The following is a 19,914-nucleotide window of genomic DNA, read 5'->3' on the forward strand; positions in this document are numbered from 1 at the left end:
ACCTAAGTTGGGCGTTTGTGATACAACTTCTCGTTATCTAAGGAAGGAATTACTTCCTCCCCTGGACAATGGTCACATTGCTCACCCTGGCTTCTTCTACTACCGCCGGGTTATGGGAACAAATGAACAATCCAATCAGTACTTTTTCTTTCAAATTCGCCATCTCATGTGCGCCTACTGCATGCAAGGGAGCGCCTTTGGCCGCAGCGCGCATGGTGTACTCATTGCCTTTACGTTCCACCTGAACGGTCTGAATATTTTTTTCTTTGCTAAAAATCTCATCTTCCGGATCACGCATTTTGTCGCCTTTGGCAACCCGCCATTGCAGCACGGTGAGGCCGTCGCCATGCACTACGGCGCTCAAATGGGAAGCATCTTCTTCTGTGGACTCGCGCACCATCCAGCCTACTTTCCGGTGCGGATCTGTGCCTTTCCCGGTTAGGTCAAAGTCAGCAGTTACCTTGAAGTCACCTGTAAGTTCGCGGAAGAGGAATTGGAACTCATCGCGTTCAAACCAGATGTTATAGCCCGAGCCTTTCAGCACATATTCTTTTTTTACGGCGTCATAACGCGAGGAACCTGCAAGCTTGGGGTTTCCGACATCAGCACTTTTTTCAAATTGCCCGATTTTGGCCGGAGCAAAGCTGGCCAACACGATAATTGTCAGTAGAATAGGTAAAATTATTCTTTGCTTCATAAAGAAAAATTGATGGATTTAATGGTAGGAACAGTATAGAGCAGGACAGTTGCCAATCTTAAAATAGACATTATTGCCCCAATAAATGTACATTTTTTTAGTTAATTAATTATATTAATGAAAAAGTGAGATTTGACATTCCGAACCCACAACATGATTTTCAAGACAAGAATTTTTTTAGCCGTTATAGGAGCTGGAATTGCATTTGCTATTCAATCCTGTAACAAAACACCGGGCCAGGCTGCGGAGGAGAAGTTACCTAAGGAGGTCAGTTACAACTTTGACATCAGGCCCATTCTTTCGGATAAATGTCTGGCATGTCACGGGCCGGATGCCAACAAACGGGAGGCCGGTCTGCGCCTGGACGTGGCGGAAAGTGCCTTTAAAGCATTGCAGGAAAATCCAAAGGCACACGCACTGGTAGCAGGCAAACCTGAATTTTCACAGGTATATCTGCGCATTGCTACCCAGGATACGTCCCTGCGTATGCCTCCGCCTGCTTCCAACCTGAAATTATCCCAGCGCGAAATAGATCTTATTGAAAAATGGATCAAGCAAGGTGCTAAATATGAAAAGCACTGGGCATTTGTAGCTCCCAAAAAGCCAGCCTTGCCGGAAGTGGATCAGGAGGACTGGCCAAGGAATGAAATCGATCGGTTTGTACTCCAAAAGCAGGAACAAAAAGGTCTCACACCCAATGAAGAAGCCGACAAGGAGCGACTGCTAAAAAGACTGAGCCTGGATCTCAATGGCCTGCCGCCTACACTGCAAATGATGGATGAGTTTCTGGCTGACCAAAGTTCGAAAGCTTATGAAAAAATGGTGGATAAGCTGCTGAAAAACCCAGCCTATGGTGAAAAAATGGCGATTCACTGGCTCGATCTTGCCCGCTATGCCGATTCGCACGGGTACCAGGATGATGGTTACCGGACGCAATGGCCCTGGCGTGATTGGGTGATCCATGCATTCAATCAAAATATGCATTATAATGATTTCGTGACCTGGCAGCTGGCGGGAGATCTCTTGCCAAATTCAAGCAAGGAGCAATTATTGGCGACTGGTTTTAACCGGAATCATAAAATCACCGAAGAGGGCGGCGTAATCCCGGAAGAGTACAGGATGATGTACGTTACGGATCGTAATGATCTGTTTGGTAAGGGGTTACTGGGTGTCACGTTGGAATGTGCACATTGTCATGATCATAAATACGATCCGTTTTCGCAGAAGGAATACTACCAGATGTTTGCCTTTTTTAACAATGTAAAAGAGGTAGGGATCGAATCCGTGATCGGCGGGCCGGAAACTTACGCCAAAAAACCTTTCATGGAGATCAGCAATGAAGACGTGAAGAAAATCCTGACGTTTGTGAACAAGCCTGATACCAATCGGTTGATCGTGTCGGTAATGGGCGACCTGGACACATTACGCAAGACTTACATTCTGAAAAGAGGTGTGTACGATGCGCCCGGCGACGAGGTACAGCCAGGTACGCCGTCTTCTATTCTGCCTTTTGATAAAAAATATCCTAAAAATAGACTGGGGCTCTCCGAATGGCTTTTTGACAAAAAGAACCCATTGACTTCGAGGGTCTATGTGAACATTCTATGGCAGGAGTTCTTCGGAAAAGGTATTGTCAAAACTTCCGGAGATTTTGGAATGCAGGGGGAATTGCCCTCACATCCTGCACTACTCGACTGGCTCGCTGTTGACTTTATGGAACACAATTGGGATGTAAAACGACTTGTAAAACAAATGGTCACGTCGGCTACTTACCGGCAGTCGGCTGTGGTCACGAAAGAAAAACTCGCCGTGGATCCTGATAATATTTTGCTCGCACGCGGTCCTCGTTACCGCATTCATGCCGAGTTTATCAAGGATTTGGTACTAGCAAGTAGCGGCCTTTTAAACAAAACCATTGGTGGCCCGAGTGTAAAGCCTTACCAGCCCGCCGGACTATGGGAAGGTGCGACATCCGGTCGGGGACTGCTGTCGGTTTATAATCAGGATCATGGAGCGAGCCTGTACCGTCGTGGCATGTATACGCTGATCAAACGGACGGTTCCGCCACCCACTATGAGCATTTTTGATGCTAGTAATAGGGACCTTTGCGAAGTGAAGAGGCTGAAAACGAATACACCATTACAAGCATTGGTGATGATGAATGATCCCGCAGTGCTGGAAGCCTCCCGCGTGCTGGCCTCCAAATTGGTGCAGGAAAAAAGCGTCACAAAGGATAAGATCATCAAGGCTTTTAGATTGATAGTATGCCGTACACCGAATGAAAAAGAACTGAATGTGCTGACATCCTACTATGAAAAAGAGCTGAAAACGATCAAACCGCAAACGGCCGATAAAATGGTGACAGTTGGGGAGTACCCACTGACCCGAAACATTGATAAAATGTCATTAGCTGCATTAATGAGAGTCATTTCCACGATTTATAATCTGGAAGAGACGATAACGAAGTCGTGAGGGTTGTTGGCTGTTAGCGATTAGCTTTTAGCTAAACGCGAATAACGGAGGGGCTGAAATCAGCAGGTGTAGTAAAAAACGCTTATGGCTAACAGCTAATAGCTAATTGACAATGAAGGAGAAGCTCAAATCAACTGGTAAAGTCAAAGGAAGCTAACAGCTAGTAGCCAACAGCTAAAAATTATGGAAAAGGAAATATTAGAACACGGATTTAACTTCAACAGAAGGCGCTTTTTATCCACCATGAGTCTGGGGATAGGGAGCGTTGCGTTGGGATCATTGCTGATGCCCGACTTGTTGAAAGGTGGAGGATTGGAAGAGGAGGGGTTGGCGCCCGGTATTCCGCATTTTGCACCCAAAGCCAAACGGGTGATTTATTTGTTTCAAAATGGCGCGCCTTCCCAGCAGGAATTGTTTGATTACAAGCCTAAACTCCGTGATTTGAATGGCCAGGAAATACCGCCTTCGGTGCGCGGAACACAGCGACTGACAGGTATGACGGCCAATCAGGCCTCGTTTCCGCTGGTAGGCTCTTTCGTGGACTTTAAGCAGTACGGTCAATCGCAGGCTTGGGTGAGTAACCTGCTGCCTTATACGTCCAAGATCGTGGACGACCTTTGTATTGTCAGGTCCATGTACACCGAGGCCATTAATCATGACCCTGCATTGACATTTTTACAAACAGGTTCGCAGCAGGGAAACCGGCCTAGTATGGGTTCCTGGCTGAGCTACGGGCTTGGTAATGAGAATAAAAACCTGCCAAACTTTACGGTGTTGCTTTCCCGCGGGGTGGGTAATGGTCAGGGCGTTTATTCCAAATTATGGTCCAATGGTTTTCTTGATTCCGTGCATCAGGGTGTACAGTTCAGCAAAGGGGAAGATCCTGTGCTTTACCTCCGGGATCCCGAAGGAATGGACCGTCACGAGCGACGTGATATGCTTGATAATCTTTCTGAGCTTAATGAATTGTCCTACCAAGAGTTTGGCGATCCCGAGATCAGTGCCAAGATCAAGCAATATGAAATGGCTTACCGGATGCAGACTGCCGTGCCGGAAGTAATGGATTTGTCGAAGGAACCCGATGATATTATTAAGTTATACGGGCCTGAGTGCCTGGTACCGGGTACGTACGCGGCCAACTGCCTGCTGGCGCGGAAGCTTTCCGAGAACGGTGTGCGATTTGTCCAGCTTTACCACCAAGGTTGGGATCAGCACGGAAACCTGCCATTTGAAATTACCAAACAGGCAATGGATGTGGATCAGGCTTCGGCTGCATTGGTAACTGATTTGAAACAACGCGGATTACTGGATGAAACGCTCGTGATATGGGGTGGAGAATTTGGCCGGACCAGCTACACCCAGGGAAAACTGACGGCTGACAACTACGGTCGCGATCACCATCCGAGGTGCTTTACAATATGGATGGCCGGTGGCGGTATCAAGCCCGGGATCGTATATGGTGAAACTGATGAGCTGGGTTACAACATTGCCAAAGATCCGGTGCACGTTCACGATTTTCAGGCGACAATACTGCATCAATTGGGCCTAAACCATGAGAAACTCATTTTCAAGCATTTGGGCAGAAGGTATCGGCTTACTGATGTTTCAGGCAAGGTCGTCCGGGACATTATCAGCTGATTTTTCGCAGTCGTTTTTTAATTGATCAATTTTTGGGTAACGTTTAAATGCATTTACGATTCAGGGTTTTTGCGGAACAGGTACTGGTTGCTTCCAATATCTTCATTTTGTTTTTACTGCTCTTCGAAAGCAAACTGGTCATTCCGGCATGGCTGCAAACCATTGGCCGTATGCACCCGCTGATCCTCCATTTTCCGATCGTGATCCTGCTGCTGGCGATGCTTTTGGAGTTTTTTCGCTTCAAACCGGAGTATGCTACCAATCTTTTTTACAGGAATTTTCTTCAAAATCTATTGCTAATCGGCGCCCTATTCGCGGCTGTGACAGTGATTATGGGGCTTTTCCTTTCGCGAGAAGAAGGCTATTCCGGAGATACATTGCTTTTTCACAAATGGACAGGCGCGGGTATTTTCTTCTTTTCTTCTATTATTTACTGGATCAGAAATACAACCTGGTACCGGGCACCGCTGGCCAAAACAGGAGCTATGCTGACGGTGATTGCATTGATTATGACAGGTCATTATGGTGCGGCATTGACGCATGGCAATAATTTTATCTGGGAGCCGATATCTTCTGGCAAACAAATGGCCGCAGTTCCATTGGATCAGGCACTTATTTACGCCAATGTGATCCAGCCGATCTTTGAGCAGAAATGTACGAGCTGCCACAATCCCGACAAGTTGAAAGGCGAACTGATCCTGACCGATCCTGAATCCATTATGAAAGGAGGGAAGTCAGGAAAGTTGCTGGTTCCGGGGAATCCGAAGATGAGCCTGCTTTTGCAACGCGTTCATTTGCCCATCGAAGAGAAAAAACACATGCCGCCGACTGGTAAGGCGCAACTGACATTGCAGGAAATTTCTATACTCACATTGTGGGTAAAAGGGAAAGCGGATTTTAAGAAAAAACTGACCGATTTACCTCCTACGGATTCATTGCGGGTCATCGCTTCCTCTTTTTTGCAACCCGCGAGCCAGGAGAAAGAATACGATTTTCCTTCTGTGGATGAAGAAAAGGTAGCTGAGTTGAACACAGATTACCGGACGATCTTACCGTTGGCGCGCGAATCACCGGCATTGGCAGTGAACATTTACAATAGTGCGGCATACAGTGTGAAGCAGTTGGACGAATTGAGCGAGATCAAAAAACAGGTTATTTCGATTAATCTGAACAAAATGCCCGTGAAGGATGCCGATATGAAGAGCATTACGCAGTTTGAAAACCTGAGCAAATTGGATCTTAACTTCACGGATGTGACTGCGGCAGGTTTGAAGGAATTATCGTCATTAAAGCATCTGCAAAACCTTACGCTCACAGGCACTAAGTTGAATTTCAATGATTTAAAAGCACTGTTACCAACATTAAAAAGCTTGAAAACGGTCGCGGTATGGGAAACGAAATTGTCGGCTGACGAAGTGGTGCAATTACAAAAAGTGAACAAAAACCTGGCGATCATTGGTGGTTTTAAGGACGACGGTAAAAATCCATTGAAATTGAACCCGCCGCAGGTGAAGAACAATTCAACCATTTTTGGCAAATCGCTGGCATTGGAACTGAAACATCCGATTAAAGGCGTGGATATTCGTTTTACGATGGATGGAACCGAGCCTGACAGCACTAAATCGCCATTATTTGATCATAAGACGGTATTAACGAAAAGTGAAACCATTAAGGCCAAAGCCTACAAAAATGGTTGGTATGGAAGCGATATGATCACGTTTGACTTTTTCAAAAGCACATTCAACCCGGATAGTGTGAACCTGCTTGCCCCGCTCAACCGCGTACACCAGGCCGAGGGGGCGAAGACATTTTTCGATCATAAATTGGGTGTTATCGGTGCTAACAACCCCGCCTGGGCTAACAACTGGGCGGGCGTTAGAGACAATGACATGACTTTTATTTCTGAATTCAAGAAACCCGTCATGCTATCTTCACTCGGAATACATTATATGGTGGAGGAAGATACCGGTATTTTTCCGCCTGAACTGGTGGAAATCTGGGGCGGCGACAATGCTGGAAATTTGAAGCTTTTGACCAAATTCAAAGCCGCACTGCCTTCAAAAGGAGACAAGCCTTCATTAAAAACTGTGGAAGGGAAATTCAAGCCTCAAAGTGTCTCTTACATTAAAATAGTGGCGAAACCATTAAGTAAAATCCCCGAATGGCACAGAAGCAAAGGCAATAAGGCGCTTTTACTGGTTGATGAAATGTTCCTGAATTGAACTGATTTCAGGCTTTTTGAATTCGTCGCAACATTTCGGCGCAGGCGCGGGCATTGTGGTAGGGACATTTCCAGAAATTGATTTTGTCACCTTTAACGGGCGTACCATCCGCTTTGACAGTACCATACCATTCCCCTTTCTCTTTGTCTACAAATTCATTGATAATGTAATCCCAACTCCGCTCCGCCTTGATTTTGAACTGATTGTCTTTGGTTAGTTCGTAGGCATTGTAAAATCCAACAAGCTGCTCGGCTGCCACCCACCAGCTCCGGTCGGTTTGTGTATGTTTGGTTTCAGGATCGTATTCGTAGTTGAGGGCACCATCTGCACTTAAACCCTTGTTGACCGCAGTGGCCATTTGAATCGATTTTTTCTTCATTTTCTCAATGAGTTTTTCGCCATGAAGAATTTCGGCGGTTTCAAATAGCAGCCAGGAAGCTTCGATATCGTGACCGTAGGAAATAATGTTGTCCTTTGGTTTCCACTTTTCGTCAAAAAACAGCCGCATACTGTTGGTCTCGGGATTCACTATATGCGTGATAATCGCTTCCAGCATATCGGAAGTCTGCTTTTTGAGTTTTTTGTCCGGCCAAACGCTGTACAAATTGGTATAGGCTTCTACCAAATGCAAATGCGTATTCATGCTTTTAATCCAGGGACTTTTGCTGAGAATATAGTCGTCCGTATGGGTCCAGTCGCGGGCGAAAGCTTCCCGGTATCCACCATTTACGGGGTCAAAAGCGTGCTTTTCGATGACATTAAATAATGCGATCGCTTGGTCTAGCGCCGGCTGATGGTGCGTGATCCGGTAATATTCGCTGAGTCCATACATTGCGAACGCATTGCCGTAAATCTGCTTTTTCGTTTCCAGGGGGGAGCCATCAGCCTTCACAGACCAGTATACACCGCCGTGTTCGGGGTCGATGAAACTCTTAACAAGCTGCTGATATGCCCGGTCCGCTAATGTCAGATATTTTACTTCTTTAAAGAGCCTGTGTGCCAGTGAAAATGTCCAAAGTATCCTGCCAGTGAGCACTACGGAACGCGGCGAGTCTTTTACAGGTTGGTTTTCATAATTGACCTGACCATAAAAGCCACCTTTCTCCGGGTCCGGGCCATATTTTTCCCAATAATCAAGAATGGCAATCAGTTCTTTTTTAAAAGCATCAGCAGTAAATGCGGCCATGTTCTAAGTCTTTTTTTAGATAAAGCCGTCTGATAATTATTCATACTTATTGGGGATGGCGTTCTAAAAGTGATCCGCAAGTTTACTATTGCCCAATCTTCACCAACTTCTCCTCCACATTCCAACCCTCCACCGAAAGCAGCGGTGAAACTTCTTTGTCGGGCATATATTCCAACGTCACGGTCTTACTTTCACCGGGCAGAATTGAGACGTAATTATCCTCATAGAACACCGGCAAAAGGCGTTTTTTTGTTTTTGGATCGAGTAACGATAGCCTATTAAAGAATGCTACCGGACCTCCTGCGGGATTAGTGATTGTTACTGCGAGTTTGCCTTTTTGAACCTCGCGACTGGTGACGCTGAGTTCCGATTTTTGAATGCTTTGTAGGCCACTATAATTGCCTTTTTCATCAGCTAGCCAGTATAGATTGTTGCTGACAGTTTCTTTTTTAACATTCAGAAGTTTTAGCGAAAGAAACATACCTTCTTTCTTAGCCAACTCCCTGATTTCTTTTTTGACACCCAAAATGCTACGAGTCGTCGATGGGCCTATTTCCACGAAAACCTGTCCGAGGCTTTTGCTGTTGCCTTTCATATCAATGGCGTCGATCACCAGCATCAGGTCATACTGATGCTTGAATGTGTTATTCACGATCGCTACGGCAGTATCGGCAGGGTTGTACATGACATGCAGCGGCTCGCTACCCGAGTGTAATCCGTACAAGCATGCATTCGGGTCGAGGTAGTAGTCGTACATTTGGCCGCGCAGCGAGGTCCATGGATTTTGTGTTTTCCAGATGATGACACCGGTGTACCAGTCCCACATGTGAGCGCTGAAACCTTCCATTAACGCCCGGTACTGGTCGAAGTTCACAAGCTGTGCTTTCTTGCCAAAATCACGTGCATCTTTCGCTTTTCCATAGGGATCAATGTACTGTTCGTAGCCAATGTATTTGTGATATGCCCACACGGAGTCAACTTTTTCACGCTTACTATCAGGCGAATAGGCAGGTGCAATGAGGTTTTCTTTGGGCATAAATCTTTCCAGCGACTCATAGTCACCGACGCCTACCGAACCTATTTCCGAGTTAAATGGCCAGGTTTTGTAGTTCCAGAAGCGAGCTAGCGGCTGAATACCATAAGGCCCGTCGCCGTTACCGCCGAGCGAATTAAATGACATGTCGTCGGAATTGGAATAGTCTACAAACCAGCGGGTTCCGTCCAGTTGGGGCAGGATGGAGTCGCGTAACGGGTTCATGATGTCAACGGGCAAAGTGATCTCGTTCCCGCCACACCAGATCGCGAGCGAAGGGAAATTCCGGATCATCTTGATCTGGTCAGCTGCCGATTTCAGAAACAGACCATGATCGTCGGGATACTTTCTTCTTGTCCATTGATCATCGAGTTTCATAGGATCTACCCACCGCCCATTGCAATCGCCTGATCCCCAGAAATCCTGCATCACCAGAATTCCATATTGGTCGCAGGCTTCATAAAACTCAGGCCTTTCGGTGAGCGCGCCTCCCCAGATTCTCAATAGATTCAGGTTCATATCGCGGTGAAACCGAACTTCTGCATTGTATCTTTCATCGGAAAAACGTAGCATGGCGTCGGAAATGATCCAGTTGCCGCCCTTGATAAAAACGCGCTGGCCATTGACCGATATCTGTTTGCTACGGGTAGTCGTGTTCCAGTCCGCCTGTATTTCACGAACCCCCACATTCATTTCCTCGGTATCGGAAACCTTTCCGTTCTGCACAAACTGCATTTTGAGAGGATAAAGATGCTGCTCTCCATAACCATTGGGCCACCAAAGTTTTGGGTTGTTCAGGATATGGTCAGGTAGTTTAATTTCAATGGTCGAATGTGGTTGAATGGTGACCTCCCTGGAAACTTTGCCACCGTCGAGTATATAGTGTAAAGTGCCCTTTTGCGGCAATGCAGTGGGATTTTCCAGTTCTGCAGTCACTTTAATGGTAGCTGGTTTCTGGCTGCCTTCCGGGTTACGCTTGCCAGATACCAGTGTGACAATATGCGGGTTTTTAATGTTGATTGTGCCCGTTTTTTCAATGATCACTTTGTCCCAGATACCGGTATTACGGTCCCTGATGGGCTGGATCCAATCCCAGCCAGCCACGTACTGGTGCGATACATTACGGGCAATGGTGCCGTCGCCACCCTGTCCGCCATTTGGGTTGCCAACGGGATCCGGCGGGTAAACGATAACGGCAAGCCTGTTTTTGCCTGATTTCTGAATGAATTTCGTCACGTTGTATGACTGGCGCAGGAACATTCCTTCGTGCGTTTTAGTATTCAGTTTATTTCCATTCAGAAACACATCACAACCGTAATTAACACCCCGCAAATGCAACCATACTTCCTGTCCGGGATTGACATTTTCTTCAAAATCTTTTACAAACCAGTAAGTGTAGTATTCGCGGCCTGTATTGAAAATGTCGGGAATGAGCTTGTTGCTCATTCCAAAAAACGGGTCCGGAATTTGCTTGTTTTCGAGCATGGTGGTGAGCACGGTACCGGGTACCACTGCGGGCTGCCAGCTTTCAATGGCAAAACCACTTTTTGAAATAGCTAGTCCTGATTCTTTTACTTTGGAAACCGGCGCACATTTCCAGCCGGAGTTGAGTTCGCGAGATTCTTGGGAATAGGAGGGAAATACCGCAAGTGTGAGAACGAATATTAATAGCAGTGAAGAGATTTTCATAGAATAAAGTGGCATAAATTGTCGTAAAGGACAAATATATCTCAACCTTAGGCTACGAAACAAGAGAGAATATTGGTTTAATTAAAATATTAACGAACATTCATTTAATTATTAAATTTTTGTAAAAATTAGATAGAAACTAACCTTATAAAGCAAAAAAGGCCTGATAATCAGTTTATCAGGCCTTCGATATGTGATCTTGATCGACTAGTCACCCTGGTTTTCTTCCAGGTCATCATGATTGTCGCCACCAAGGCTGTAATAGTTGTTTTCTTCATCCTCCCTGCCAATCTCTTCGTCATCATCATCCAATTCCGATCCCGGAACGTCCAGGTCGTCGCCTACCAGGTCGTCGTCAAATGACTTTTCATTCCATTCTCCTGCTTCAAGCTCCAACTCACGTTTCACTCTCGAAATGTCCTCAGGATCAATGTCAGCATCTATCAGACCCTTACGAAAGATGTCCTCTTCGGCCGGGTAATTTCCAGGAAGGTCGTCATCAAACAAATCGTCTTCGTCATCATCAAATGGGCTCATAGCAGTAGTATTTTATTAGATTACTAAATTACGTAGGATAGGTAGTTTTTGGTTCGATGCCCAAAGATGTTAAAAAAAAACATTCCAAATTAGATTTATTTAAGGAAAAATGAATGACTACTCCAAGTAATAAACTTTCCTAGGAATGCTTTTATATATACCGAAGAAATTCAGGTATTCATTTAATAAAATTAACCTATTTAACTCAATTTAAACATTACATGCAAAGAAAATTAATTAAAACGGCAAGCGCATTTTTCATGCTGGCGGGAGTTACAGGCCTTTTGGCGTACAAAAATGCAGCCGAGGTTCCTCCTCTGAAAAGTAAAATCACTGCACTGGTTGATGCGAAGGATATTAAACTTCCGGCAGGTTTTTCAGCAAAGATCCTGGCGACCGATCTGGGAGCGACGCGGCATATAGTGGTTGGTAAAAATGGCGATATGTATGTGAAGCTTTCGAAGCTGAAAGACGGGAAGGGAATGTATCTGTTGCGCGACGCGAATGGCGACGGTACGATCGATGAGCAAAAGCTTTTTGGTGATTATCAGGGCACGGGCGTGGCGATTAAAAACGGGTATTTGTATAGCTCTTCCAATAAAGGTATTTTCAGATATAAGCTGAACGATAAGGAAGAGATCATTGATTTTGAGAATCCTGAAAAGATCGTCGAGGGACTGGTGGATCATGGACGGGACAATGCAAAGCCACTTGCGCTGGACAACAATGGTAATATTTATGTTACAGTGGGTTCTTATAATGACAATTGCCGCCAGGCGGGTTCAGGAAAAGGAATGTCTCCATGTAGCATTTTGGACTCTGCGGGAGGAATCTGGAAGTTCAAAGCAGATAAGCTGAACCAAAAATTTGCGGATGGTACCCGTTATGCGACTGGTGTGAAAAACGCAGTAGGGATTGACTGGGACAATAAAACCAACTCCTTGTACGCTACAACGCACGGACGCGGCAAATTTGACGATATGTACCCTCAGTACTACACGCCGAAACAAAGCGCAGAACTGCCTGCCGAAACACTTTATCGGATCAAGGAAGGCGACGATGCGGGCTGGCCTTACATTTATTACGATCATTTTCAGAACAAAAAAATATTGGCACCCGAATATGGTGGTGACGGTAAGAAAGTGTCTGGCGAAAAAGCGATCAACCCGTTGGTAGCATTTCCGGCGCACCTTGGCCCCAATGCTCTGATGTTTTACACGGGTAATATGTTTCCGGCAAAATATAAAAATGGTGCTTTTATCGCTTTTCACAGCCAATCAGCGGAGCTGAAAAAGGGATATCTCGTCGCTTTTGTGCCATTTGTGAACGGTAAACCGGGCAAATGGGAGATTTTTGCGGACAATTTCGCAGGTGTTGACCTCGCAAACCCCAGCGGCCCTATCCAGCATCGCCCATGCGGCCTGGCCCAGGGACCCGACGGCGCGCTGTACGTGACGGATGACTTGAATGGTACTATTTTTAAGATTGATTACAAGAAGAAGTAGGTTACAGGCTCATTCCGCCGTCTACGAATATATTTTGCCCGGTGATAAACCGTCCTGCTTCCGAGCAGAGCAGGACGGCCAGCGCGGCGCAATCTTGAGGGTCTCCAACTTGTCCTGACGGAGTTTCAAGTCGCTTCGTAATCCTTTCTTCCGGTTCAGGCACATCCTGATCGAGGCGCGGTGTACCGATTACACCGGGTGCCAGGTTATTGACTGTAATTCCCTTATCAGCGAGTTGCATGGCCACATTTTGTACCATATTCAATACCGCTGACTTAGTTGCCGCATAAATGATCATGGATGGGTGTGGCTTCACCTGTTGCACACTACCGATCGTCAGAATTCTTCCCCAGCCTTTCGAAATCATTTCAGGAGCGAAACGCTGCATCAGCAGCAATGTTGACTTGAAATTGGCACTCACCTGCGCATCGAAGTCCTTTTCTGTTGTATCCTGCCAGAGTTTTGGTATTTGTACAGATGCATTCAGTACAACAATGTCGGGCATTTTGGCCTTCTTTTGAACCTGGTCAGAAATGGACTTGGCGCCGTCAGTTTTGGACAGATCAGCCTTGATGATGTATGTTTTCACGCCTGACTTTTTGATCTCTTTCGCAACAGCTTCGGCTTCTGCACGGTCTTTTCGATAGTGCAGGATAATGTCCGCGCCATATTCTGCAAACGCGATGGCGATCCCTTTGCCAATCCCCTGGCTTGAACCTGTTACCAAGGCAGTTTTGCCGGCTAAACTGAATTTTTCGGAAAGTTTCATAGAAGTTGCGCTTTTCGGTCGGAAGCCATCAATCCCGTGCCAGCAGATGAATTTGGTTAACACAGGATCTTTAAATCGCAGAAAATCGAACGGTAATTACGGCAATGTGGCAAACGCCCTCACCGGAAACGTTCCGACTCCCTTGAATTTGGGAGGTACCGCGCTGAACAGGTAGTTACTTCCCGGAAGCTTGTCGAGGTTACATAAATGCTCTACGATCAGGATATCAGCGCCCAGCAGAATGGTGTGGACTGGCCTACTGTTTCCTCGGGTATCATCAATATTATGGCTGTCGATTCCAACCAGTTTGACGCCGCATTCGAGGAGATATTCGGCGGCTTCCTTTGTCAGAAATGGATGGTTTTCGAAGTAAGCGTCGGTATTCCAGTTTTTAGACCAATCGGTCCGCACCAACACAGCTTTGTTTCTGATTTCCAGGCCTTTGAAATAATCAGCGCCGATTTCTATGACATTGCTGGCATCAATCGTAATCGCTTCCAGGTTCGCGAAAGCTTCCAGGTTGACCTCGGAAAGATCTTTTCCGTGTTCATACCGGTGAAAAGGACAGTCAATGTAGGTACCGGTGTTGCTTACCATTTCAATTTTCCCAATCTGAAATTCGGTACCTTCTTCGTACCTGCCCCTTGAATTTTCTCTGCTCAAAAAGTCGCAGATAATCGGTGCGGGAAGACCTTTGTAGGTAACTAGTCCATCGAAAATGGTATGACTAAGGTCGACGAGTTTTTCAGGCGATGGTGTGTCGACCGGCGTACGTTTGTGTTTTTCCTGAATGTAAAACTTGTTGAGAATATTAACTTTTCCCACCATTAACAGCCTCAGGTCCTGCACAATATAATCCGCCAGTTCCTGGTCAGAGATGCTTTCCCCGGTGATATCAAGCCGGAAATCCTGGCCTTGAATGCCACCTCCATTGGTAAATTGGATTTCAAAATCAAATACAACTCTTTGTTCCATGTGACTGAATGGTCTTTTTTGGGCAATTAAATCATATATATGGTTAGCTGGCTCACCATTCATCATTTTTATGCAAAAAAATACCCGTTCCAATGCTGATCAGAACGGGTGGTACTGCTGATGTTTTGTGATTAAAAGTCAGTATCAGGTTTTTCCAGTTCCATTTCCTTGATCCAGATGTTGCGGTATAGTACGTCGTGACCTTCGGATTGTAATTTTAAGCCACCAGGTGTGTCGGTAATGCCTTTTCCTCCATCATTGCCTCCGTCGATACCCGAATTAGCCCCGCCCCAAACCTGACTGATCTTTTGATTGGAGTGTACCTTTTTTCCATTGAAATAAAGCGTAACCATAGGTTGTTCAACCCGTTTGCCATCTTTAAACCGCGCTGCCCGGAACAAGATATCGTAAGAATTCCACTTGCCGATCCCGTTGTAGGCATAGTAAGGGGACTTGGATTCGTTGATCACCGCCGCCATTCCGTGCGAGGTGGTATCGCCATCCAAAACCTGGATCTCGTATCTGTTTTGCAAATAAACACCACTGTTTCCGCCTTCTTTGGTAATGTAGAACTCCACGTGCGCCCGGAAATCCTTGAATTGTTTTTTGGTCACAATGTCCGCCGATCCGTACAATCCGCCCGCAGAGGCAGGATCATTACAGTTGATCACGGTTCCTTTGTCAACAGGATCATTAACAACTGTCCATTTGATAGGCGGTTTGGCTTTAAAACGGGGTCCTTCCCAGTACATCCATTTCTCGTCCAGCATTTTACGGCTGCCGTCAAGGTACACCTCAGCACCTTTGGGAGCTTTGGTACCTACGCCGACCTGGGCTTGTGAAATGGAAACGAAGGCGACGGCAAATACTGCCTGCGCTAATACAATTTGCTTTATTGTTCTGAAAAGTCTATTCATTTTAAGTTAAGTATAGGTCGTTTGAATAATGTCCGGTCACGCCGGTCTTCGGTATAAGCAGCAGCTATTTTGTAATTACTCTTATACTACATGCTTTTTTGTTTTGTGTAGAATTATGGCCTCGTGTGCATTTACGTATATAATCGCAAAAAACGAAGATATGCTATGTTAACAGTCGGGCACGGATTTTTAATTTACTGCATCAATTCTTATTAAGCATTTAATAAGAATAATACTTTTCAAACTTTTACACACTGAATTGACATGACACCATTACATCAACAAAGTACAAGTACCGTGACAGGCGTGTTTGCAACGAGGGAGGATGCAGAGAAAGCTTATCAAACACTTATTAAACTGGGATATAAGGCAGAAGAAATAACATTAATCATGTCGGAGGACACCTGCGACCGGCTCTATGAACACGACGGGGATAGTTTTTACAACAACGCGGGGCTAGATTATTTTAAAAGAAAAAAGCTACAAGTTTCCAGGATCCCGGATGCATTGGATGTGTATGGTAGGTTTGTGGCGATTCCGGGACTGGCCCTTGTAGTGGCCGGAGGATTAAATGAAGGAGGTTTCAGGGCATTGTCTGAGTCTGTCATGTCCGACGAGTACGGCGAATATTTCCAAAGCCGCATTCGGGATGGTGAAATCTTGATCGACTTTGGCCTGCATACTCCCAAAGAAAGGAGCCTGATTATGGGATTGTGGGAGAATTACGGCGGTTACCCGATCGCTAGAAAGATCAGTAATGCAGCGTAAACCGATTTAAAACTGGTGCCGCTTACCGACACCAGTTCTCCCCTACAATTTCTCTTCAAAAAGCTTCAATATCCGTTTGTATTCGTCAGTCCAGGACGACGCTTCCACAAAAGAGTGATCTTCCATCGGATAAGACGCAAGTTCCCAATTGTTTTTGCCCAACTCGATTAGCCGCTGCGAAAGCCGCACCACGTCCTGGTAATGCACGTTCACATCTACCATCCCGTGGCATATCAGCAGATTGTTCTTTAATCCTGCGGCGTGATAAATGGGTGAGCTTTCGCGATAGGCCAGGCTATCGGCCTGAGGCTCATTAAGAATATTGGCCGTGTAGCTGTGATTATACGCAGCCCAGTCGGTCACAGGGCGCAATGCTGCACCTGCTGTAAAAACGTCGGGCGTAGTGAAAAGTCCCATTAATGTAATGAAGCCGCCATACGAGCCGCCATAAATACCTATTTTCTTCGCATCAATGCCATAAGTTTTGACGAGCCACTTCGCTCCGTCGGTATTATCTGTTAAATCCTTACCACCCATGAACCGGTAAATGCCAGTCCGCCAGTCGCGACCATATCCTGAGCTGGCGCGATAATCTAAGTCCAGCACGGTATAACCTTTGTCAGTGAGCAGGTTGTGGAACATGTATTCCCGGAAATATTGACTCCACCATTTGTGGGCATTTTGGAGATAGCCCGCTCCATGCACGAAGATGACCGCCTTGCCATTGGATTTTCTGGGTTCATAAACCCTTGCATAAATGTTCTGGCCGTCGGTAGCTTTGATGGTCACTATCTTCGCTTCCCGCCATTTGTAAGACAAAAACTCCTTAGTAATAGATTCTGTAACTCTTTGCGGATCAGTCTTTCTGCCAGGCGCAGGATTGTCCATCATGTATAGCTCCCATGGCGAAGTGCTGTTGGAATAGCGCAGCGCAAACTTGGTTTCATCGGGAGAAAGCGTTGCCTCGTATGCCCCCGTACGATATGTGAGACGTGTGCGTTCTCCGCCACTTACGGCCATACGGTACAAATGCTGCTCACCAGGGTGAACCTCATTGGTAATGATATAAAAAGTCTTTTTATCCTTGGACAACACCACATTCTGGACTTCAAATTTGCCGGAAGTCAGCGCGGTTTTCTTACCTGTCGATACATTCAAACTATATAAATGGGAGTAACCTAATTCTTCACTCTGGAAATAAATGGTTTGATCATCCAGCCAGCCGATTTCTCCTGAACTTTGCGGATAACCGCCGATCCCAGGGCCACCGATCCACGCCTCGTCACGCTGTCGGTCGAGTAGTTTCAGCGAAGCAGATTCAGGGTGAAACGCCATGATCCACCGGTCTTTGCTATCCAGCGAACGGACGACCACTACTGCATTTTTACCGTCGTCAGACCAGAACGGGCCGTGAAAAACCACTTCGCGCTCCTTGTCTTTCCATGCCGTGTCCAGTTTAGGATAATCTTTGAGGTAATCGGGCTTGTCGTGAATGCCTGGAATGTCCTTTACGCTTATTTGAATGGTGGTGTCTTTTTGAATGTCGTACACCCAGAATTCATGTTTGGAAGCTGGCGCGCCTACTTTTGTTCGGCCCGAAATGTCCTCCGTAAAACCTGATTCCGTTACATAATTCGGTATTATGGTTGATTTGGCATTTTTGTCGGGCAGGGCAAGCCCGTAAGTAATAAACTTTCCGTCAGGACTTACTTTCTGGTTGGAAACATTCTTGTCTCCTAGGTAAATTTCTTTCGGGTAGGAAGGTTTTTCAGACTCTGTAATTTTTTTGCCGGCGTCTTTTTTGTCTTTTCGTTCTTTCAAAATATCGAACATAGCGAGCTGATCTTCTTTCAGGAATTTTTCCTGATCTCCGGGCTTGGTATCTGACTTTTTAGTGCCGTTTTTAAAATCGGTCAGCTGACTGAGCAATCCGCTGACAAGCGAAAGGCCGTACAGATTGTTGCCCCGCTCAAAAATAATACTGGTTTCGTTGCCGCTTAATGCTGGATCGCTCTCACGTTCAGCAGTATAGGTAATCTGCCTGGTTGTGAAATTCTGGTATCCGATCAGAGCAATGTCCCCGTTCTTTTCAAAAAGCCTGAGCGTGTGTAGCCGGTTGTAGATACCATTTCTTCCCGGCAGCGTTTTGCGCTCTTCCGGTGTTATTTTGCTGATCTTTTTGTCTGCAATATTGTAACCGTACAGCGAATCGGCGGCATTTTTATCCGGATTCCAATTGAAATAAATCGTTTTGGAATCATCCGACCAGGTAATGCCCGACGGTGATGTCCCCATCCACATCTTAGGATCCCTCATTATTTTCTCCACAGTCAGCGGAGCCAGGGTTTGTGCCTGGGAATGGGTGGTGACGAGAAGAAGTGTTAAAAGTATAGATGTCGAAATTTTTGCGAGCAAGCCTCTTATTGTCATTATTTCTTGGGTTATTTAGTTAGTTTGCCCATGTTTTTGAAACTCAAATATGCGGAAAATTTATTTATTGTTTGTAATTGTCTTAACAACATTGGCTTGCCAACAGAAACAGGCTACCCTGCCCGAAAAAGGTGTCTCTTTCGCATTGAATGAGTACCGTAAGAAAACCATAGACAGCATTCATTATCAGATTGAACTGGATATTCCAGTGAAGAAAAATGAGCGGATCAATGGTAAGGAGACCATCACTTTTCAGCTCAATTCGCTTGATTCCGCATTGGTACTGGACTTCAACTCGGAGCAATCCAACCTGTTGAAAGTAGAGAAAAAGGGCGAAAATGTTCCTTATACATTTGAAAATGAGCATATCATTATTTTGCCGGAATATTTGAAAAAGGGTAAGAATGAAATCAGCATTACATTCATTGCCGGTGACCTGTCGCTGAACCGAAGCGAGGAATATCTGTACACGCTTTTTGTCCCGGACCGCGCCTCTACCTGCTTTCCGTTATTCGATCAGCCGAACCTGAAATCGACTTACAGCCTCACATTGAAAACGCCAGCAGCCTGGGAAGCGGTGTCTAATGGTGCTTTGGAAGCAAAAACTTCGGAAAATGGCAAGAGTATCTATCGCTTTGCAAAAACTAAACCGATCAGCTCGTACCTCTTCGCATTTGCAGCCGGGAAATTTTTTAAGGAGACAAAATCCTTGAATGGTCGCGAAATGACGATGTACTACCGGGAGACAGATACGTCGAAGGTCAACCGTAACCGGGATGAAGTGTTTGAACTCCACGCCAAAGCGTTAACGTGGCTGGAAGATTATACGAGCATTACTTATCCTTTCGGGAAGTTTGATTTTGTGTTGCTGCCGTCATTTCAGTATGGTGGCATGGAGCATCCGGGTTCGATCTTTTACAATGAGCCTTCCTTGTTTCTGGATGAAAATGCGTCTGTAAACAGGCGTATGGCGCGTGCCAGCGTGATTGCGCACGAGTCGGCGCATATGTGGTTTGGCGACCTGGTTACCATGGATTGGTTCAACGATGTGTGGCTGAAAGAGGTTTTTGCCAATT

General features: G+C 45.8%; 14 protein-coding genes. 6 read left to right on the forward strand and 8 right to left on the reverse strand.

All coding sequences use genetic code 11. From position 1 onward, the window contains the following. Positions 1-49: 49 nt before the first annotated feature. Complete coding sequence (locus ABIO93_RS02395) at positions 50-697, reverse strand: hypothetical protein (protein WP_348064028.1); 648 nt, start codon at positions 695-697, stop codon at positions 50-52. A 153-nt stretch (positions 698-850) separates the two neighbouring features. Here ABIO93_RS02395 and ABIO93_RS02400 point away from each other — a divergent pair, with 153 nt between their 5' ends. The 3 genes from ABIO93_RS02400 (at position 851) to ABIO93_RS02410 (ending at position 7,029) form a co-directional block, all read left to right on the forward strand. Continuing rightward, positions 851-3,169, forward strand: coding sequence for a PSD1 and planctomycete cytochrome C domain-containing protein (locus ABIO93_RS02400; protein ID WP_348064030.1), 2,319 nt, complete (start codon positions 851-853; stop codon positions 3,167-3,169). 183 nt (positions 3,170-3,352) lie between these two features. Further along, complete coding sequence (locus tag ABIO93_RS02405; RefSeq protein WP_348064032.1) at positions 3,353-4,807, forward strand: DUF1501 domain-containing protein; 1,455 nt, start codon at positions 3,353-3,355, stop codon at positions 4,805-4,807. A 47-nt stretch (positions 4,808-4,854) separates the two neighbouring features. Further along, a complete protein-coding gene (locus tag ABIO93_RS02410) occupies positions 4,855-7,029 on the forward strand; it encodes a c-type cytochrome domain-containing protein (protein ID WP_348064034.1) in 2,175 nt (724 codons plus the stop codon). Between the two features lie 7 nt (positions 7,030-7,036). Here ABIO93_RS02410 and ABIO93_RS02415 read toward each other — a convergent pair whose 3' ends face one another. The 3 genes from ABIO93_RS02415 to ABIO93_RS02425 form a co-directional block, all read right to left on the reverse strand. Beyond that, on the reverse strand, positions 7,037-8,215 hold the full coding sequence (locus ABIO93_RS02415; RefSeq protein WP_348064036.1) for an AGE family epimerase/isomerase: 1,179 nt from the start codon (positions 8,213-8,215) through the stop codon (positions 7,037-7,039). 85 nt (positions 8,216-8,300) lie between these two features. Next, positions 8,301-10,937 (reverse strand): glycoside hydrolase family 2 TIM barrel-domain containing protein, encoded by a 2,637-nt coding sequence (locus tag ABIO93_RS02420; protein WP_348064038.1) that lies wholly within the window; start codon positions 10,935-10,937, stop codon positions 8,301-8,303. 207 nt (positions 10,938-11,144) lie between these two features. Beyond that, complete coding sequence (locus ABIO93_RS02425) at positions 11,145-11,474, reverse strand: hypothetical protein (RefSeq protein ID WP_348064040.1); 330 nt, start codon at positions 11,472-11,474, stop codon at positions 11,145-11,147. 221 nt (positions 11,475-11,695) lie between these two features. Here ABIO93_RS02425 and ABIO93_RS02430 point away from each other — a divergent pair, with 221 nt between their 5' ends. Further along, on the forward strand, positions 11,696-12,979 hold the full coding sequence (locus ABIO93_RS02430; protein WP_348064042.1) for a PQQ-dependent sugar dehydrogenase: 1,284 nt from the start codon (positions 11,696-11,698) through the stop codon (positions 12,977-12,979). A gap of 1 nt (position 12,980) precedes the next feature. On the opposite strand, the gene ABIO93_RS02435 is transcribed toward ABIO93_RS02430, so the two are convergent. The 3 genes from ABIO93_RS02435 to ABIO93_RS02445 all read right to left on the reverse strand — a co-directional run bounded on the left by ABIO93_RS02435 (position 12,981) and on the right by ABIO93_RS02445 (position 15,640). Next, positions 12,981-13,748 carry an SDR family oxidoreductase gene (locus ABIO93_RS02435; RefSeq protein WP_348064044.1) on the reverse strand — a complete coding sequence of 256 codons (768 nt, stop codon included), beginning with the start codon at positions 13,746-13,748 and terminating at the stop codon, positions 12,981-12,983. Positions 13,749-13,844: 96 nt separating this feature from the next. Further along, positions 13,845-14,723, reverse strand: a complete 879-nt coding sequence (locus ABIO93_RS02440) for a cyclase family protein (protein ID WP_348064046.1) — start codon at positions 14,721-14,723, stop codon at positions 13,845-13,847. Between the two features lie 131 nt (positions 14,724-14,854). Next, complete coding sequence (locus ABIO93_RS02445) at positions 14,855-15,640, reverse strand: DUF1080 domain-containing protein (RefSeq protein ID WP_348064048.1); 786 nt, start codon at positions 15,638-15,640, stop codon at positions 14,855-14,857. 264 nt (positions 15,641-15,904) lie between these two features. On the opposite strand from ABIO93_RS02445, the gene ABIO93_RS02450 reads away from it, so the two are divergent. Next, positions 15,905-16,408 (forward strand): hypothetical protein, encoded by a 504-nt coding sequence (locus ABIO93_RS02450; RefSeq protein WP_348064050.1) that lies wholly within the window; start codon positions 15,905-15,907, stop codon positions 16,406-16,408. A gap of 42 nt (positions 16,409-16,450) precedes the next feature. Here ABIO93_RS02450 and ABIO93_RS02455 read toward each other — a convergent pair whose 3' ends face one another. Beyond that, complete coding sequence (locus ABIO93_RS02455; protein ID WP_348064054.1) at positions 16,451-18,724, reverse strand: prolyl oligopeptidase family serine peptidase; 2,274 nt, start codon at positions 18,722-18,724, stop codon at positions 16,451-16,453. A 163-nt stretch (positions 18,725-18,887) separates the two neighbouring features. On the opposite strand from ABIO93_RS02455, the gene ABIO93_RS02460 reads away from it, so the two are divergent. After that, positions 18,888-19,914 (forward strand): M1 family aminopeptidase (locus tag ABIO93_RS02460; RefSeq protein ID WP_348064052.1); only part of this gene is annotated, 1,027 nt, incomplete at its 3' end.

Origin of the sequence: Dyadobacter sp. (assembly GCF_039919315.1) — a bacterium.
Classification (GTDB): domain Bacteria; phylum Bacteroidota; class Bacteroidia; order Cytophagales; family Spirosomataceae; genus Dyadobacter.

Bases quoted from the DNA above. Each gene is read 5' to 3' on its own strand.
- ABIO93_RS02430 (WP_348064042.1), top strand. From the start codon at position 11,696: ATGCAAAGAAAATTAATTAAAACGGCAAGCGCATTTTTCATGCTGGCG.
- ABIO93_RS02395 (WP_348064028.1), bottom strand. From the start codon at position 697: ATGAAGCAAAGAATAATTTTACCTATTCTACTGACAATTATCGTGTTG.
- ABIO93_RS02455 (WP_348064054.1), bottom strand. From the start codon at position 18,724: ATGAGGGATCCTAAGATGTGGATGGGGACATCACCGTCGGGCATTACC.
- ABIO93_RS02445 (WP_348064048.1), bottom strand. From the start codon at position 15,640: ATGAATAGACTTTTCAGAACAATAAAGCAAATTGTATTAGCGCAGGCA.
- ABIO93_RS02435 (WP_348064044.1), bottom strand. From the start codon at position 13,748: ATGAAACTTTCCGAAAAATTCAGTTTAGCCGGCAAAACTGCCTTGGTA.
- ABIO93_RS02400 (WP_348064030.1), top strand. From the start codon at position 851: ATGATTTTCAAGACAAGAATTTTTTTAGCCGTTATAGGAGCTGGAATT.
- ABIO93_RS02440 (WP_348064046.1), bottom strand. From the start codon at position 14,723: ATGGAACAAAGAGTTGTATTTGATTTTGAAATCCAATTTACCAATGGA.
- ABIO93_RS02450 (WP_348064050.1), top strand. From the start codon at position 15,905: ATGACACCATTACATCAACAAAGTACAAGTACCGTGACAGGCGTGTTT.
- ABIO93_RS02425 (WP_348064040.1), bottom strand. From the start codon at position 11,474: ATGAGCCCATTTGATGATGACGAAGACGATTTGTTTGATGACGACCTT.
- ABIO93_RS02420 (WP_348064038.1), bottom strand. From the start codon at position 10,937: ATGAAAATCTCTTCACTGCTATTAATATTCGTTCTCACACTTGCGGTA.
- ABIO93_RS02415 (WP_348064036.1), bottom strand. From the start codon at position 8,215: ATGGCCGCATTTACTGCTGATGCTTTTAAAAAAGAACTGATTGCCATT.
- ABIO93_RS02405 (WP_348064032.1), top strand. From the start codon at position 3,353: ATGGAAAAGGAAATATTAGAACACGGATTTAACTTCAACAGAAGGCGC.
- ABIO93_RS02410 (WP_348064034.1), top strand. From the start codon at position 4,855: ATGCATTTACGATTCAGGGTTTTTGCGGAACAGGTACTGGTTGCTTCC.